The 16,798-nt window shown below is 46.0% G+C and carries 16 protein-coding genes; 12 read left to right on the top strand and 4 right to left on the bottom strand.

Going from position 1 to position 16,798, the window contains the following annotated elements:
* The first annotated feature begins 122 nt into the window (after window positions 1–122).
* On the top strand, window positions 123–1,442 hold the full coding sequence (locus ANCC_RS13075) for a replication-associated recombination protein A (RefSeq protein ID WP_006565599.1): 1,320 nt from the start codon (window positions 123–125) through the stop codon (window positions 1,440–1,442).
* 3 nt (window positions 1,443–1,445) lie between these two features.
* The gene (locus ANCC_RS13070) at window positions 1,446–2,312 is read left to right on the top strand and encodes an aldo/keto reductase (RefSeq protein WP_006565598.1); all 867 of its coding nucleotides are present in this window, start codon (window positions 1,446–1,448) and stop codon (window positions 2,310–2,312) included.
* A 41-nt stretch (window positions 2,313–2,353) separates the two neighbouring features.
* Here ANCC_RS13070 and ANCC_RS13065 read toward each other — a convergent pair whose 3' ends face one another.
* The 4 genes from ANCC_RS13065 to ANCC_RS13050 form a co-directional block, all read right to left on the bottom strand.
* Window positions 2,354–2,539, bottom strand: a complete 186-nt coding sequence (locus ANCC_RS13065; protein WP_006565597.1) for a hypothetical protein — start codon at window positions 2,537–2,539, stop codon at window positions 2,354–2,356.
* On the bottom strand, window positions 2,536–3,288 hold the full coding sequence (locus ANCC_RS13060; protein WP_006565596.1) for a tyrosine-protein phosphatase: 753 nt from the start codon (window positions 3,286–3,288) through the stop codon (window positions 2,536–2,538). The genes ANCC_RS13065 and ANCC_RS13060 overlap by 4 nt, the downstream gene beginning before the upstream one ends.
* Before the next feature lie 97 nt (window positions 3,289–3,385).
* On the bottom strand, window positions 3,386–4,399 hold the full coding sequence (locus ANCC_RS13055; RefSeq protein ID WP_006565595.1) for a permease: 1,014 nt from the start codon (window positions 4,397–4,399) through the stop codon (window positions 3,386–3,388).
* A 107-nt stretch (window positions 4,400–4,506) separates the two neighbouring features.
* On the bottom strand, window positions 4,507–4,794 hold the full coding sequence (locus ANCC_RS13050) for an ArsR/SmtB family transcription factor (protein WP_022261238.1): 288 nt from the start codon (window positions 4,792–4,794) through the stop codon (window positions 4,507–4,509).
* A 315-nt stretch (window positions 4,795–5,109) separates the two neighbouring features.
* Between ANCC_RS13050 and ANCC_RS13045 the strand changes: the two genes are divergently transcribed.
* From ANCC_RS13045 to pdxR, 10 genes are all read left to right on the top strand, one after another.
* The gene (locus ANCC_RS13045; RefSeq protein ID WP_006565593.1) at window positions 5,110–5,616 is read left to right on the top strand and encodes an SEC-C metal-binding domain-containing protein; all 507 of its coding nucleotides are present in this window, start codon (window positions 5,110–5,112) and stop codon (window positions 5,614–5,616) included.
* 409 nt (window positions 5,617–6,025) lie between these two features.
* Window positions 6,026–7,312 (top strand): hypothetical protein, encoded by a 1,287-nt coding sequence (locus ANCC_RS13040; protein WP_006565591.1) that lies wholly within the window; start codon window positions 6,026–6,028, stop codon window positions 7,310–7,312.
* Window positions 7,299–7,970, top strand: coding sequence for a DUF6320 domain-containing protein (locus ANCC_RS13035; protein WP_006565590.1), 672 nt, complete (start codon window positions 7,299–7,301; stop codon window positions 7,968–7,970). Before ANCC_RS13040 ends, ANCC_RS13035 begins: the two co-directional genes overlap by 14 nt.
* 18 nt (window positions 7,971–7,988) lie before the next feature.
* The gene (locus ANCC_RS13030; protein ID WP_006565589.1) at window positions 7,989–8,912 is read left to right on the top strand and encodes an alpha/beta hydrolase; all 924 of its coding nucleotides are present in this window, start codon (window positions 7,989–7,991) and stop codon (window positions 8,910–8,912) included.
* 111 nt (window positions 8,913–9,023) lie between these two features.
* A complete protein-coding gene (locus ANCC_RS13025; protein ID WP_006565588.1) occupies window positions 9,024–9,485 on the top strand; it encodes a MarR family winged helix-turn-helix transcriptional regulator in 462 nt (153 codons plus the stop codon).
* Window positions 9,486–9,503: 18 nt separating this feature from the next.
* On the top strand, window positions 9,504–11,672 hold the full coding sequence (locus tag ANCC_RS13020; protein ID WP_006565587.1) for an ABC transporter ATP-binding protein: 2,169 nt from the start codon (window positions 9,504–9,506) through the stop codon (window positions 11,670–11,672).
* A complete protein-coding gene (locus ANCC_RS13015) occupies window positions 11,665–13,500 on the top strand; it encodes an ABC transporter ATP-binding protein (protein WP_006565586.1) in 1,836 nt (611 codons plus the stop codon). Before ANCC_RS13020 ends, ANCC_RS13015 begins: the two co-directional genes overlap by 8 nt.
* A 102-nt stretch (window positions 13,501–13,602) precedes the next feature.
* Entirely contained in the window at window positions 13,603–14,592 is a 990-nt protein-coding gene (locus ANCC_RS13010) for a Gfo/Idh/MocA family protein (RefSeq protein WP_006565585.1), read from the top strand.
* A 14-nt stretch (window positions 14,593–14,606) separates the two neighbouring features.
* Window positions 14,607–15,377 carry a peptidylprolyl isomerase gene (locus ANCC_RS13005; RefSeq protein WP_006565584.1) on the top strand — a complete coding sequence of 257 codons (771 nt, stop codon included), beginning with the start codon at window positions 14,607–14,609 and terminating at the stop codon, window positions 15,375–15,377.
* 21 nt (window positions 15,378–15,398) lie between these two features.
* On the top strand, window positions 15,399–16,790 hold the full coding sequence (gene pdxR, locus ANCC_RS13000) for a MocR-like pyridoxine biosynthesis transcription factor PdxR (RefSeq protein WP_006565583.1): 1,392 nt from the start codon (window positions 15,399–15,401) through the stop codon (window positions 16,788–16,790).
* Window positions 16,791–16,798 lie beyond the last annotated feature (8 nt).

Genomic DNA, 16,798 nt, shown 5'->3' with positions numbered 1-16,798 from the left:
AATATACTAGTGACATTATATCAAATCGTGCATATAAAATCATGACTTATTTCTAAAAAAAGTCTTAAATTTGCGTGGATTTTCATCGGTCTCTATGTTAAGATTACCAAAAAGGAGGAGCTATGGATTTATTTGATTATGCAAGACAGAAAAACAGCAGGAAAGAAGCTCCGCTGGCCGGCAGAATGCGGCCCAAAACCCTCGATGAAGTCGTGGGACAGGAGCATATTATAGGGAAGGACAAGCTGCTCTACCGGGCGATTCAGGCGGACAAGCTCAGTTCCATCATATTTTACGGACCTCCGGGTACCGGAAAAACGACCTTAGCCAGAGTCATTGCCCAGACGACCCAGGCAAACTTCGTGCAGATGAATGCTACCACTTCCGGCAAAAAAGAAATGCAGGAGGCCGTGAAGGAGGCAAAGGAAGCACTGGGGATGTTCCAGAAAAAAACAATCCTGTTCATTGATGAGATCCACAGGTTTAACAAAGCCCAGCAGGATTTTTTGCTTCCTTTTGTGGAGGACGGGACGATCATTTTGATCGGCGCCACTACGGAAAATCCGTATTTCGAGGTGAATCAGGCGCTGATTTCAAGGTCCAATGTCTTTGAACTTAAGTCACTGGAACCAGAGGACATTAAAAAACTTTTAGTCAGAGCTGTGACCGATGACGAGAAGGGCATGGGGATTTACCGCGCCAAGATTACCGATGAGGCCCTTGATTTCCTGGCAGATATGGCCGAGGGAGATGCAAGAAGTGCGCTGAATGCCGTCGAGCTTGGGATTCTTACCACAGAACCGGGAGAAAACGGAGAGATTGTTATTGATATCAATGTGGCTCAGGAGTGTATCCAGAAGCGGGTCATGAGGTATGACAAAGGCGGGGACAACCACTACGATATTATCTCGGCATTTATTAAGAGTATGAGGGGATCTGACCCCGATGCGGCAGTTTATTATCTGGCCAGAATGATTGATGCCGGAGAGAGCGTTACCTTTATTTCACGGAGAATCATGATCTGCGCTTCGGAAGATGTAGGAAACGCAGATCCCCAGGCTCTGCAGGTCGCAGTCGCGGCATCCCAGGCTGTGGAGAGGATCGGACTTCCGGAAGCCAGGATCATTCTTGCCCAGGCGGTGACCTATGTGGCGGGAGCACCCAAGAGCAATGCGGCTTATATGGCTGTGAACCAGGCATTGGAAGCTGTCAGAAAGAGAAAAAACGGGATGGTTCCAAACCACCTGAGGGATGCCAGCTACAAAGGGGCTTCCAAACTGGGCCGGGGAATCGGATATCAGTATGCCCACAATTTTCCGGGACATTATGTCAAACAGCAGTATCTTCCGGATGAACTACTGGGGACCGTGTTTTATGAACCGACAGAGAATGGATATGAGAAAAATATTAAGAAATATTTGGACAGCCTGAGGGAGGAATGAGGCATGGACAGTTTACAGGATGGATATATGCTGAGAAACGGAGTAAAGATACCGTGTATTGGGTTTGGGACATGGAAGTCTCCCGACGATGTGGTCTGTGAGAGCGTGAAAATGGCGATTCAGGCCGGATACCGGCACATAGACGGTGCAGCCGCATATGCCAATGAGGCAGGTGTGGGGAAAGGAATCCGTGAGAGCGGAGTGCCCAGGGAAGAGTTGTTTATTACAAGCAAACTCCCCAATGCAGATCATGGATATGAAAAGGCGAAAAAATCGTTTGATAAAACACTGGAACACTTAGGTCTTGACTATCTTGACCTCTATTTGATCCACTGGCCGGTTGTGATCGAGCATAAGGATGACTATGAGCAGGATATTCTTGACACATGGAGGGCTTTTGAGGAGCTTTATGGGGCGGGTAAGATCAGAGCCATCGGTGTCAGCAATTTTATGATCGAACATCTGGAAATATTAAAGAACCATGCAAAGATTATGCCGATGGTCAATCAGGTGCAGCTTCACCCGCAGCATCCGCAGGAAGAGATGGCTGCTTACTGCAAAGAAAACCAGATCGTGCCGGAGGCGTGGAGTCCGCTGATCCAGGGACAGGCATTTAAGAGAGAACTGTTAAAAGAAATGGCCGCAAAATATGACCGTACCGTGGCGCAGATTTGTATCCGATGGATCATGCAAAAAGGAGTGATCCCGCTGCCGAAAGCATCCAGTATGGAGCGTATCAGCGGAAATGCAGATGTCTTTGATTTTGAGATCGGGGAAGACGATATGGAAAAGATCGCGACGCTCAGAACTTATGGGATGATCGGGGAGGAACCGAGTATTCCGAGAACAAGACAAGTCGTAGGATTTTAAAAACAGAAGGTGCATTCCGAGGATGGAACGCACCTTCTGTTTCAGTCTTTGTTTTTTTTGTATAGAAAGATAAGCACCCACAGGAGCAGCGGATAGAAGAACATCAGCGCCAGCATACCATAGAATGCTCCATTTCCGGTAAATGCACAAAACAGAGTGAGGCCTATGACGAGAAAAATGGACAGGATCACAAGGATGGACAGGATACGTTTTGTTTTTTGTTTCATGAGCCTTTCCTTTCCAAGACAAGATCTTTCAGGTTTGTAATTTCAGAATCGGGCAGCCCATGTTCTGTAAGATAGGACGTAAGGTGAAGTTCTTCAAACAAGTGAAGCAGCTGTTCCATATGGGCGGCATCTGAGCCGAGCATCGGAAGCATGGACTGATAGTCAGGAAGTTCCATGGCTGCTTTGTTAACGCCGCGCTGATTGTATGTAAAGGAAACCTGATATTCTGCAACGATGTCTTCTCTGTCAGCACCAAGAAGTGTCAAGAGTACGGCAGAAAGAACACCGGTCCGATCTTTCCCGGCGGTACAGTGGAACAGAACCCCGCCTTTGTTAAGACACTGAACGACGGTTTTTACTGCGCCGGCAATCAGCTCAGGACTGTCATACAGCATTTTCTGATAGCCGTCTGCCAGACTTTTCGTGAAGGCTTTGGAAGCAGATTCTGCTGCATTTTCAAAGTCAATTTCTTCTTTTTGAAGGGGACAGTGATAATACTGCATTGTCTCCGGAACCTGATCTTTCATGAGGAGCGTCTCGGATTTGCTCCGAAGATCTATAATAGAGACAATTCCAAAGTCCTCAAGCTTTTTCCATTCGTCTGGGGAGAGGAACGCAAGACAGTCACCACGGTACAGGCGGTTCCAGCGGATGACGGAGCCATCCGCGGTTTCCAGGCCGCCCAGATCCCTGATATTAAATGCATGTTCTAACCGGATTCTTTTTACTGGTGTGTTATTAAAATTCAAAAGATAACCTCCCGCACAATAGATTTGTTTCTTCTATTCTAATGGGAAGAGAAAGAAGATACAAGGGGTTATTTTGGACAGAGCGTGACATTCTTCTCTATAGAAACAGATACTGGAATGCATTGAAAAAGTATCCTACAAAAATAATACCAAGGGTACAGATGACTGCAAAAATCAAGAGAAGCTTTGGTTTGACTGCTTTTTTCAGCATGATTACAGATGGCAGGGAGAGAGTCGTAACCGCCATCATAAAGGACAGGACAACACCTAACTGGGCGCCTTTCGAGAGCAGTGCCTCTGCAACGGGAATGGTGCCGAAGATATCCGCATACATAGGAATCCCGGCGGGCACAGCGATCAGAATGCCCAAAGGATTCCCTTTTCCGAGAATTTTTATAATCAAGGTTTCAGGAATCCAGTTATGAATCACCGCACCTATGGCGACACCCGCCAAAATATATGGAGTGACCCCTTTTACTGTAATTTTTGCTGTCTCCCATGCATATTTGACTCTGTCTTTAAAACACAGAGATTCCTGCGGCACATCCGGGACATGATCAGATTTGTTAAAATCCCGGATCTGATGCTCTAAATGCAGCTTTTCAATCACGGTGCCGCCTGCCACTGCAATGACAAGTCCCAGAAGGACATAGACGAGAGCTACTTTTCCGCCAAAGATACTCGTTAAAAGCACAAGTGATCCGAGATCTACCATAGGGGAGGATATCAGAAAAGAGAAGGTAACTCCAAGAGGCAGTCCCGCATTTGTAAAACCGATAAAAATCGGAATAGAAGAACAGGAACAAAACGGAGTCACGGTGCCCAGCAGAGCAGCAATGATGTTTGCCCTGATACCGTGTAAACCTTCAAGAATTCGTTTAGTTCTTTCCGGCGGAAAGTAACTTTGGATGTAAGAGATCAGGAGGACCAAAATTCCCAGCAGCACCATGATTTTTACGGTGTCATATAGAAAGAACAACATACTGTTTCCGACCCTGGATGAGGTATCGAGTCCAAGGGATTCTAAAAGATTTTTTATGATTTTGTTCAGCCAATTCATTCCCAGTATTTCGTTCTGAAAGAAATCCCACATTGATTTTATTGTTTCCATGTTATTAACGTCCTTTCTGTTATATAGATAAATAGAAATGTTTCGATGTATTGTATATAAAAATCTTACAGGCACTTTTGTGGATTGCCCAGACTACAATTAAATTTTTACGATATTTTTTCGCCGGTCAGTTCATGCAAAGTCCGAATGGCAAGGGACATTCCTTCAGATGAAATGGAATAGTAGGTCCATTTGCCTTCCCTGCGGCCCGATACAACTCCGGAATCACACAAAATTTTCATGTGATGGGACATGGTAGGCTGCGAAACATTAATTTTTTCATTGAGCTCACAGGCACATTTTTCACCAGTAACTAAAAGTTTTAGAATTTTGATGCGGTTTTCATCACAAAAAGCTTTAAAGACGGCGGAAACCTTCTTTTCATTAATCTCCAATTCAGATACCTCCCATAGATGCTTATCTATATTTACTATATGACAAATATAGATATATGTCAATGTGTTTTGGAGACTTTACAGGCGTTGCGGGAAATGAAGGAAACTGATAAAATAAAAAAACATGCAGAAGGCCCTGTAACACAAGGCCTCCTGCACGTCAAGGGGAGGATAAGTAATCTAATCTGTTGATTAGACATTAAGAGTATGTCCCCTGTAATTTTTTTTATACACAGATTGAAAAAATATTTTAAATTTGTTATAGTATCATAAGTATCACGAAAGCAATAAAAACAGTTAAAGGATGGATAAATCATGGGATTACTTCAGGAATGGCGCGACTATGCGTATAAATTTGACGACCGTACACAGGAAGGACAGCAGTTCTGGCTTTCTTATTTTGGGATCGAAAAAGAGATTTATGTAAAGTTATTATCAGATAAAGACTTTGTAGAAAAAGGAACAGTCAAAGAACTGGCAGAAAAATACGAGACGGAACTTCAGTTTTTTGTAGGTTTTCTGGACGGGATCAATGACAGTCTGAAAACTCCGAATCCGATCGAGGAGATGGAAGAAGATACGGAAGTAACGTTAGATATCGACTTTGAAAAATTATACTACAATATGGTTGCCTGCCGTGCAGAATGGCTGTATGAACTGGAACAGTGGAACGATATTCTGTCAGAGGAGAGAAGAAAAGAGCTGTATAAAGAACAGAAATCATCCACGACAGTTGTAAAAGGCGAGAAGATCGGAAGAAATGACCCGTGTCCCTGCGGAAGCGGAAAGAAATATAAAAAGTGCTGCGGAAGAAATGCATGACATTTTCCACATGATTTCCGTTCGGCTCTTAGAATGCCTCACTCCAATCATGTGGAAAATGGACATAATGTCTGTTGGAGAAGGGCCTCTGTCAAAAAAGGTGCCACTTTTCGAAAGTTATTTACCGCTATTGTAGGAGCGCATTTCAAAAGCGCGACGGAAATAGTGGTAAATAACTCATGACATTTTCTACATGATTTCCGTTCGGCTCTTAGAATGTCTCACTCCAATCATGTAGAAAATGGACGTAATGTTTGCTGGAGATGGTGCCTTTCAAACAAAAGATGCTGTGCTCTGGTTGTGCTGTAATACTGTTTATAACACCCGAAAAGTTGTCAATTAGGTTTGGCAGCTTTTTGTTTATAGACAGAATTTTCTTTTGATTTTGCTTTTTAGGAAGGTAAGAATTATGAAAAAGAGAGATGATCATATTACATGGAGGAAGCTTGACAATACGGCCCAGCTTTTTCCGGTGATCGCAAATAAGGAGATCAGCCATGTTTACCGAATTTCGGCCACGCTGAAAGAGGAGGTGCGTCCGGATCTGCTCCAGCAGGCGCTGGAAGATGTCCTTCCGTGGTTTGACGTGTTCCGGGTGCGGCTTCGCAGGGGATTTTTCTGGTTTTATTTTGAAGAAAATAAGAACCGGCCCGAAGTAGAGGATGAGACCGAGTATCCGTGCCGGTATATCGATCCCCATGGCAGGAGGAAGTTTCTGTTCCGTGTTTCCTATTACAGAAGGAGGATCAATCTGGAAGTATTCCACGCTGTCTCGGACGGTATGGGAGCCATCACGTTCTTAAAGGAACTCACTTACCGCTATATTGACCTGTTCAGGAACGAGTCCAAAGGAGAGGTGAAAAAATATTCACCCAGCGAAGAATGTATTTTGGATCAGGAAGACAGCTACTTTAAGCATTACCGAAAGAAAAAGGGAAAAGGTTACAGCACGCAAAGAGCCTATCAGATCAAAGGAAGAAGGATTTACGGAGGCGCTATCAGCGTCATTCACGGCTATGTCAGTATTGAGGATCTGAAGAAAACCTGCAGGAGCTGCGGGGTCAGCGTCACCAAATACCTGACTGCCGTATTAATATACAGTATCTATGAGGAATACATGAACAGGCAGCAGGACAAAAATCCAATCGGAATCAATCTGCCGATCAATTTAAGGGCTTTTTTTGACTCCAGTACGACCAGTAACTTTTATGCGGTAACCTTGATCGAATTTTTATCCAGGGGGGAAAATCATACATTTCAGGAGATTCTCTCTGAAGTCAGCCGGCAGATGGACGAAAAGATTAAAAAGGAAAAGATCGAGGAGGTACTGTCTTATAATGTTTCTGCAGAAAAGAACCCATTTATACGGATTCTGCCGCTTGTTTTGAAGAATCTCGGACTCAGTTATAAGTTCAGGCGTTCCAGCAAGTCAGCGACGACTACGCTGTCCAACCTGGGACAGATCAGGGTGCTTCCCGGATATGAGGATGAGATCGAGCAATTTCATGTGATGATGGGTGTCTTCAAGACACAGGAGATGAAATGCGCCATGCTCAGTTATAAGGACCAGGCGGTCATCACATTTACGTCGGTTTTCCAGGAAAGCTATCTGCAGAAAGCCTTTTTCAGGAATCTGGCGAAGGAAGGAATCAAAGTAGCCATAGAAAGCAATGGGGTAATCAATGAAAAGGTGTAAGAGTTGCCAGGTGGAAGTCCTGGATGAGACCGTGACGTGCCCGCTCTGCAACAGGGTATTAAGTGATGACGGAAAAACCGTTAAGCGGGAGAGAATGTACCCTGATCCGGAAGAAGAAAGAATGAGGCTTTACGGGATTAAAAATATTTTTTTCATCCTGCTCGGTATGATTGCAGTCCTTATGGGAATCATCAATTATATTACATATAATGGATTTCTCTGGTCGGCAATCGTCCTTGCAAGTATTTTATATCTAATGGTGACTGTATCCTATTCCATTGTACACAGGAGAAATCTGGCCGCAAAAATCGTTGTGGAGGTCATCGGCGGAGGAATTCTGGTATCTGTCATTGACTATGTCATCGGATATGAGGGATGGTCTGCGGCTTATGTCATACCGGGGCTGATCCTGACGGCAGATCTGGCAGTGGTAGTGCTGGTACTGGTAAACAGAAAGACATGGTACAGTTATCTGATGTACTTGATTTTTATAGCGGTCTTGAGTGTGGTACCGGTCATCATGTACCTGTTCGGACTCTTTGAACAGCCGCTGATCGCATGGATATCCTGCGGAATTTCAGTACTGACGGTATTTGTTATTTTAGCGGCAGGGAACAAGCAGGGGAAAAATGAACTGGCCAGAAGATTTCACACCTAATCAGAGAAGGAGCATACTATGAAACGAGCAAGTTTGCGCGGACAGATGGCCGTTCAATGCATCAGAGGATTTACAGCGACACCCAGAGGAAGGACATATGCCACCGGCATGGGACATCAGAATCCGAAGGAATACCGGTGGAAGTGCCCAAAAGGGTATACAAACGAGAAACTGGCACATGAGAATTTTCAGATGGAATTTCTGTCTCCGGATCAGGATAAAAATGACCTGGCGGTATTGCAGCTGCACGGCGGCGGATATATCGGGACGCTTAGAAACGCATACCGCAGAGCTGCCCTCCAGTACTCTATTTGCAGCGGGGGAGGAAGTGTTCTGTCACCGGATTACCGGGTCGTGCCGGAGCATCCGTTTCCTGCGGCGCTTAAAGACGCTGTCTCAGCCTACCGGTGGCTGACAGAGGAGAAGGGATTCCCGCCGGAAAAGATCGTGATTGCGGGGGATTCTGCCGGGGGAGGACTTGCGCTGGCTCTCGGTTTATATCTGAAGGATCATGGAATTGCCATGCCGGCAGGTTTTATTTTGATGTCACCGTGGACGGATCTTACACTGAGCGGAGAAAGTCTCAAATATAATTACGGAAGAGACCCGCTGTTCGGCAGATCAAAGGTCACGATGCTTTACGATTCTCTGTATCCGGGAAGTGAGGATGTCAGCAATCCGTATATTTCCCCGCTGTTCGGAGATTATCACGGATTTCCGCCGATGCTGTTTCAGGCAGGCGGCAGGGAAGTTTTGCTGGACGACACACTGAGAGTGGCAAGAAAGGTGAAGGAAAGCGGTGTTTCGGTGAGAAACAGTGTCTATCCCGACATGTTCCATGTGTTTCAGCTGGCGATGGGAATGCTGCCGGAGAGCAAAGAGGCCTGGAGAGAAATCAGGACCTTTTTCAGAATGATTTTCGGGACGAAAAAACGTCACTGAATCTTCACAATTCTTTTCTTGTATTTCCATTTGCACTGTGCTATGATAACCATTAGTCAACTAATGATTAGATAACTAATATATTTTTTGAGGTTTAAGAAAGGAGTCATCATGTATGAAGATGACGGCATTTATCACCTGCTTCTGAAGATCAACCATAAAAATTTTGCAATCGGATTTGCTTACCTAAAGGAGGCAGGTCTGCATCCGGGGCAGATGCCGCTGATCACCGGCCTTTACAAGAAAGAAGGAGTGACTCAGAAGGAGATTGCAGATAGATTGGGCATTAAGCCTTCGACGATCAATGTCATGATCCGCAGGCTTGAAAAAAGAGAATTTGTCATCAGGAAGCAGGACCCGGAAGATCAGAGGAGAAGCCTCGTGTATCTCACGGAACACGGACGGCAGATCTATGAGAAAATTTCCGAAGCTACCGTCGAAGTTAAAAATCAGGTCATGAAGACCTTCACGGAAGAGGAAAAAGAAGAACTGTTCCGGCTGCTCACAAAATTTTATGAGGGGCTTGATAAATTAGTTGATTTGGAAATAGGAACTTGTAAATGTAAGGAATAATCGTAGAAAGGAGACATCATGCTGAAAATATTCCGATATCTGAAAAAAGCATATATCCCGATCGCATGCATTGTTTTGCTTTTGTGTGTGCAGGTCAGCTGTGAACTGACGATCCCGACGTATACGTCCAATATTGTCAATGTAGGAATCCAGCAGGGCGGAATCGAGGACGCAGTGCCGGATGCCGTCCGGGAAGAGTCCATGCAGGCACTCATGGGAATGATGAAGCCGAAAGATGCAGAAAAAGTGAAGGATGCCTATGAGCTGTACACGAAAAAACAGGTGAAAGACTCTGATTACAGCTCTTATAAAAAAGGCCGTCTCTATGTGAGAAAAGACATCAGTAAAAAGGACAGGGAGGATTTAGACAAAATCCTTTCAAAACCGATGCTGATGCTGGAAATGAAAATGATGGAGCAAAGCGGCCAGACCAAAGAAAATGCCAAAATGGCGCAGAAATTTAAGGGAAAGAGCATTGATGACATGCCGGAAAGCATCATCAGCCAGGCCGCGATCTCTTTTGTAAAAGCGGAATATAAAGCCATGGGGCTCGACTTAGACCAGATACAGACCAATTATATGTTGAAGACCGGAGCCATTATGGTAGGGCTTGCACTGCTGGCTATGGCTGTGGCCGTAACTGTCGTTTTATTATCCGCAAAACTGGCAGCCAGGCTGAGCAGAATTCTCCGTGACCATATTTTTAAAAAGGTAATGGATTTTACGAACTCAGAGTTTGATAAGTTTTCCACGGCATCCCTGATCACCAGGAGTACGAATGATATCCAGCAGATCCAGATGTTTGTGACCATGATGTTCCGCATCGTTGTATTTGCACCATTGATGGGGCTTGGAGGTATCTATAAAGTACTGAAAACCAACGTGGATATGACATGGACCATTGCCATCGGAGTCGTGGCGATCATGACCGTGATTTTAGTCCTGTTTACTGTGGCTATGCCGAAATTTAAGGTTTTGCAGAAACTGATCGACCGGCTGAACCTTGTATCCAGGGAAATTCTGACCGGGCTTCCCGTCATCCGTGCATTCAGCACCGAAAAGCACGAAAAAGAACGGTTTGACACGGCCAATAAGAACCTGATGAAGACCAACCTGTTCGTCAACAGGGCGATGACGTTTATGATGCCGCTCATGATGCTGATCATGAATGCCATGACGGTCCTGATCGTCTATGTGGGAGCAGACAACATTGACCTGGGAAGGATGCAGGTGGGAGATCTGATGGCGTTCATTCAGTATGCGATGCAGATCATCATGTCATTCCTTTTCATCTCCATGGTTTCCATCATGATGCCGAGAGCCCAGGTGGCAGCAGAGCGTGTCAATGAAATTTTAGATATGGAGATCATGATCAAAGATCCGAAACGGCCGAAAGAATTTCTGAATGAGAAAAAGGGAGAAGTGGAATTTAAGCATGTTTCTTTCCGATATCCCGATGCAGGGGAGGATATGCTCCACGACATCAGCTTTACGGCGCCGTCCGGAAAGACCACGGCGTTTATCGGAAGCACCGGAAGCGGAAAGTCTACGCTGATCAATCTGATCCCGAGGTTTTTTGATGTGACAGAGGGAAGTATTCTCGTTGACGGAGTAGATATCCGGGAGGTAAAACAGTCGGATTTAAGAGATAAACTGGGCTATGTACCCCAGAAGGGGGTTCTGTTTTCCGGAACGATCGACTCGAACCTGCGTTACGGAAAAGAGGATGCATCTGAAGAAGAGGTGAAGAAAGCGGCAAGGATTGCACAGGCCGCAGATTTCATTGAAGAAAAGAAAGAGGCATATGATTCTCCGATCGCCCAGGGAGGTTCCAACGTATCCGGAGGGCAGAAACAGAGACTGTCCATCGCCAGGGCAGTTGCCAAGGACCCGGAAATTTACATTTTTGACGACAGCTTTTCCGCACTTGATTACAAGACGGATGTGACACTTCGGCAGGCACTGGCCAGAGAGACGAAGGGAAGCACGACCCTGATCGTTGCGCAGAGGATCAGTACGATCCTGCACGCAGACCAGATCGTTGTCTTAGATGAGGGCCGCGTCGTGGGCACAGGAACTCATGAAGAACTGCTGGAGTCATGTCCGGTCTACTTACAGATTGCAAAATCCCAGTTGTCTGAGGATGATTTTGCAAAAGCTAGAGGGGAGGCGGCAGAACATGAGTAATCAGAACAGAAGGCCGGTCAGGAGAATGGGCCACGGCCCGATGCAGGGCGGAGAAAAAGCAAAAGATTTCAAAGGAACCATTAAGAAGCTTTTAAAATACATGAGACGCTACTACGGCGCCATCGCTTTTGTTATTTTGTTTGCCATTGCCAGCACGGTATTTAACATTGTAGGACCGACCATACTTGGAAATGCCACAACTGAAATTTTTAACGGACTGGTGAAAAAAGTCCAGGGAACCGGCGGAATTGATTTTTCCAAGATAAGGGGCATACTGCTGACGCTTCTCGGACTGTATCTGACATCTGCGGCATTTTCATTCCTTCAGGGACTGATCATGACCCATGTGTCCAACAACACCACATATCAGATGAGAAAAGATATTTCTGAAAAGATCCACAGGATGCCGATGAAATATTTTGAGAGCAGAACATTCGGTGAGGTGCTCTCAAGGATCACCAACGATGTGGATACTCTGGGACAGAGTCTGAATCAGAGTATGACACAGATCATTACTTCTGTGGCTACCATTATCGGTGTGTTCGTTATGATGATCAGGATCAGCGTTCCGATGACGGTCGCCGTGGTCGTGATCCTTCCGGTATCCTTCCTGATGATCGGTGCGATCATGAAAAAATCCCAGCCTTATTTCCAGGCGCAGCAGGCACTGCTCGGGGAAGTCAACGGCCAGGTAGAAGAAATTTACAGCGGCCACAACATTGTAAAAGTATTCAATAAAGAAAAGAGTGTTGTGGAAGAGTTTGAAAAAGTAAACGGAAAATTATATAATTCTGCGTGGAGATCTCAGTTTTTCTCCGGGGCAATGATGCCTCTGATGCAGTTTGTGGGAAACTTAGGCTATGTGGTCGTTGCGATTCTGGGAGGATTTCTGGCAATCAAGAATACCATTGAGGTAGGGCAGATCCAGTCCTTTATCCAGTATGTAAGAAACTTTACCCAGCCGATCACCCAGCTGGCCCAGGTCGGCAACATGATGCAGACGACCGCGGCTTCCGCGGAGCGTGTCTTTGAATTCCTCGAAGAAGAGGAGGAAGAAGAAGTGAAGGAGAATCCTGTGGATGTGTCTTCGCTGGACGGAAATGTAACTTTTGAACACGTATCCTTCGGATATAATGAGAATCAGAGAGTCATCAACGATTTCTCCGTGGAAGTCAAAGAAGGACAGAAGATCGCAATCGTCGGCCCGACAGGCGCAGGAAAAACAACGATGATCAAACTTTTGATGAGATTTTATGATGTCAGCGGCGGATCGATCAAGATTGACGGCTATGATGTCAGAGACTTTAAAAGAAGCGATATCCGGCAGATGTTTGGAATGGTTCTTCAGGATACATGGCTTTACAATGCTTCCGTCCGTGACAATATCCGATACGGAAAGCTGGACGCCAGTGAAGAAGAGATCCAGGGAGCGGCAAGAGCTGCCTTTGCCCATCATTTTATCGAGACACAGCCGAAAGGTTATGATATGATAATAAATGAGGAGAGCAATAACATTTCCCAGGGACAGAAACAGCTTCTGACCATTGCGAGAGCGATCCTGGCCGACCCTAAGATCCTGATCTTAGATGAAGCCACCAGCTCCGTCGATACAAGGACGGAAGAGCGGATTCAGAAAGCAATGGATAACCTGATGGAAGGAAGAACCAGTTTTGTCATCGCGCATCGCCTTTCTACGATCAAGGATGCGGATATGATCCTCGTCATGAACCACGGGGACATCGTAGAACAGGGAAATCACGAGGAACTGCTTGCGAAAGGCGGTTTCTATGCGAACCTCTACAACAGTCAGTTTGAAACAGCGGACTAGAAGGGAATTTATCTTCCGGTCCTGAAAGCCTCCGGTACCGTCGGCGCATTTTTGCCCCGGCGTGCCAGAGGCTAAATTGCATTTAGGTATAAGGAGGAAATTATGGTACGGTTGGCATGTATAGGAACAAATTTTATCACGGACTGGCTCCTGGAAGGCATCCGGGAGGTCGAAGGGATCGAGCTTTCAGCGGTCTATTCAAGGACGATGGAAAAGGGAAAAGAATTTGCGGCCAAATACGGGGTCGATAAAGTTTATGATAATTATGAAGAACTGGCAAAGGACCCTGAGATCGATGCGGTCTATGTGGCAAGCCCTACTTACTGCCATTTCAAACACACGATGATGATGCTCAACCACAAAAAACACGTGTTATGTGAAAAGCCGGTGGCATCCAATTTGACGGAACTTGAATTGATGATCCAGGCGGCAAAGGAAAATCAGGTCGTGTTTATGGAAGCTATGAAGTCCGTACATACACCGGGATTCAAGGCGATGAAGGAACATCTTTCCAAGATTGGCACCGTGCGCCGTGCCACGATCCAGTACTGCCAGTATTCTTCACGATATGACAAGTTTAAAAACGGGATTATTGAAAATGCTTTCAAGCCGGAACTTTCCAACGGAGCCATTATGGACATCGGCGTGTACTGCGTGCATTTTCTCGCGGCATTATTCGGGATGCCGGAAAAAATACTGGCGGATGCCATATTCCTGGAAAATGGTGTGGACGGAGCAGGCACGCTCATCGCATCCTATGGGGATAAACAGGCGGAGGTTATTTATTCAAAGATCACCAATTCCAAGCTTCCGACCCAGATCCAGGGAGAGAAAGGCTGCATGATCATCTCAGAGTGCCCGAATCCAAGAGAGATCAAGATTCTTTATAACGATGGCAGTGAAGAGACCATTGAATGTGACAGCCGTTCCAACCCGATGAATTACGAAGCACAGGTTTTTGTAGAACTGATCGAGACGGGGCAGACAGACCATCCGCATCTGGAAGCTTCAGTAATGGAAATGAAGATCATAGACGAAGCCAGAAGGCAGACCGGAATTGTATTTCCGGCAGATAAAATCAGAGAACAGTAAAGGAGAACAGATCAATGAAAAAGAAACTGATCGCAGGGGGACTGCTCCTCTGTACATTAGCGCTTTCTGCGTGCCAGACTGAGAAAAAGCAGGAGAAAACAGAAAAAGCAAAGACGACTGCCGAGAAATCGACGGAGGCAAAGGTCCTCAGCAAATATAAAGAGATCAAGATCAACGGAGCCAAAAAGACTGTGCAGATTGGGGACCCGTCCAAAGGGGAGACGGTTGCTATTGTGAAAGTCAAGGGCTACGGAACAATGAAATTTAAGTTTTTCCTCAAGGATTCCCCGCTGGCAGTCAAAAACTTTTTGACGCTGGCATCCAACGGATATTATGATGGGATTATTTTTCACAGGGTCATCAAAGACTTCATGATCCAGGGAGGCGATCCGACGGGAACAGGAAAAGGCGGACAGAGCATCTGGGGAAAAGAGTTCAAGAATGAGACTTCTGACAAGCTGATCCCGGTGAGAGGAGCACTCTGCATGGCAAATGCAGGTCCGGATACCAACGGAAGCCAGTTTTTTGTAGTGCAGAACAGGGAAGTTACAGATGAAATGCTGGATTCTTCTCCGATAGAACTTACAAAAGCTCAGAGGGATCTTTTTAAAGAGCAGGGAGGATACCCGTCTTTGACCGGAGACTACACGGTATTCGGCCAGCTGTATGACGGATACGATGTTCTGGACAAGATTGCCCAGACTCAGACTGTGTCAGATGCAAAGGCCGAGAACAAACCTAAAAAAGACATTGTCATTGAAAAAATCACCGTAAAGAATTACTAGAAAAACCGCCGGGAGGGACAGATGCTTACCATCGGACTGGATCACACAAAAAAAGAACCGTTTTACAGGCAGATTTATGCTTATATCCGGGATGAAATACGGAGTGGGGCTCTGCCCTGCGGGTCCAGGCTTCCGTCCACCAGGAGGCTGGCAAAGCATATGGACCTGAGCCGGAATACGATCGATCTGGCCTACGGCCAGCTGACAGCCGAAGGATATATTGAGGCAAAGCCCAAGCGCGGATATTTTATCTGCCAGGTGGAAGACCTGGCGTCTTTAAATATTCCCGTGGAGACAGAGGAGGAAGATCCGGTGCAGGAGGAAGATCCGATCCCTTTTGATTTTTCTCCCGTAGGAGTCGACATGACTCTGTTCCCCTATAATGTATGGAGACGACTTCTGAAAGAAGTCATGATGAACGACAACAGTGAGTTGTTCCAAAAAGGAGAAAATCAGGGGGATTTAGGACTGAGGAGGGCTATTATGTATTACCTCAGGCAGTCCAGAGGTGTCCACGTGGGCACCAGCCAGATTATCATAGGAGCGGGGATTGAAAACCTGCTGTTTCTCCTGAGCCTGACTCTGGGTAAGGGCAGGACCATGGCCATGGAAAACCCGGCATACCTAAACGCCTATCAGACGGTCCGCGAACTCGGATTTCAGGTACTTCCCGTAGACATGGACGAGGAAGGCCTGAGGGTTTCGCAGCTGGAGCAGAGCGGTGCGGATCTCGCCTATGTCACGCCCGCCCGTCAGTATCCTACCGGTGTGGTTCTTCCGATCGGCAGAAGGAGCCGGCTGATCAAATGGGCCAGAGAAAAGGAAGAACGGTATATTATCGAGGATGACTACGACAGTGAGTTCCGGTACTATGGAAAGCCGATCCCGGCCCTTCAGGGCATCGACGAGAGTGATAAGGTAATATATATGGGTACTTTTTCTAAAGCGATCGCCCCTGCCATACGGATCGGTTATATGGTGCTGCCCAAAAGCCTTGTGCCTGCATACAGAAAGACCGCGGGTATTTTCTCCTGTGCGGTATCCAGGATCGACCAGAGTGTACTCACCTCTTTTTTATCGGAAGGTCATTTTGAACGGCACTTAAACCGGATGAGAAATGTTTATAAAGAAAAGCACGATCTTCTGATTCAGAAGCTGAAGGAAATTGACAGCCGGATCACAGTTTACGGTGCCGGAGCAGGCCTTCATGTGCGCGTTGATTTTCATATTCAGGATACAGATTGGTTTGAAAAAGAACTGCTGAAAAGGGGAGTCAGGGTTTATCCTCTTTCGATGTATTATATAGACGGAGGTCCCGAAAAGGAGCAGTATATTTTAGGCTTTACGAAAATGCAGAAAGAAGATATGATAAAAGGACTTAAAGCCATCCGGGATGTTTACCGGCTGGCATGATATTTTCT

Source organism: Anaerostipes caccae L1-92, assembly GCF_014467075.1.
Lineage (GTDB): Bacteria > Bacillota > Clostridia > Lachnospirales > Lachnospiraceae > Anaerostipes > Anaerostipes caccae.
Note: the sequence above shows the minus strand (reverse complement) of the source record. Positions and strands in the feature narration are given on the sequence as shown.

Coding starts and splice junctions, on each gene's coding strand:
- ANCC_RS13075 (WP_006565599.1), top strand. CDS start 123: ATGGATTTATTTGATTATGCAAGACAGAAAAACAGCAGGAAAGAAGCT.
- ANCC_RS13070 (WP_006565598.1), top strand. CDS start 1,446: ATGGACAGTTTACAGGATGGATATATGCTGAGAAACGGAGTAAAGATA.
- ANCC_RS13065 (WP_006565597.1), bottom strand. CDS start 2,539: ATGAAACAAAAAACAAAACGTATCCTGTCCATCCTTGTGATCCTGTCC.
- ANCC_RS13055 (WP_006565595.1), bottom strand. CDS start 4,399: ATGGAAACAATAAAATCAATGTGGGATTTCTTTCAGAACGAAATACTG.
- ANCC_RS13045 (WP_006565593.1), top strand. CDS start 5,110: ATGGGATTACTTCAGGAATGGCGCGACTATGCGTATAAATTTGACGAC.
- ANCC_RS13040 (WP_006565591.1), top strand. CDS start 6,026: ATGAAAAAGAGAGATGATCATATTACATGGAGGAAGCTTGACAATACG.
- ANCC_RS13035 (WP_006565590.1), top strand. CDS start 7,299: ATGAAAAGGTGTAAGAGTTGCCAGGTGGAAGTCCTGGATGAGACCGTG.
- ANCC_RS13030 (WP_006565589.1), top strand. CDS start 7,989: ATGAAACGAGCAAGTTTGCGCGGACAGATGGCCGTTCAATGCATCAGA.
- ANCC_RS13025 (WP_006565588.1), top strand. CDS start 9,024: ATGTATGAAGATGACGGCATTTATCACCTGCTTCTGAAGATCAACCAT.
- ANCC_RS13020 (WP_006565587.1), top strand. CDS start 9,504: ATGCTGAAAATATTCCGATATCTGAAAAAAGCATATATCCCGATCGCA.
- ANCC_RS13015 (WP_006565586.1), top strand. CDS start 11,665: ATGAGTAATCAGAACAGAAGGCCGGTCAGGAGAATGGGCCACGGCCCG.
- ANCC_RS13010 (WP_006565585.1), top strand. CDS start 13,603: ATGGTACGGTTGGCATGTATAGGAACAAATTTTATCACGGACTGGCTC.
- ANCC_RS13005 (WP_006565584.1), top strand. CDS start 14,607: ATGAAAAAGAAACTGATCGCAGGGGGACTGCTCCTCTGTACATTAGCG.
- pdxR (WP_006565583.1), top strand. CDS start 15,399: ATGCTTACCATCGGACTGGATCACACAAAAAAAGAACCGTTTTACAGG.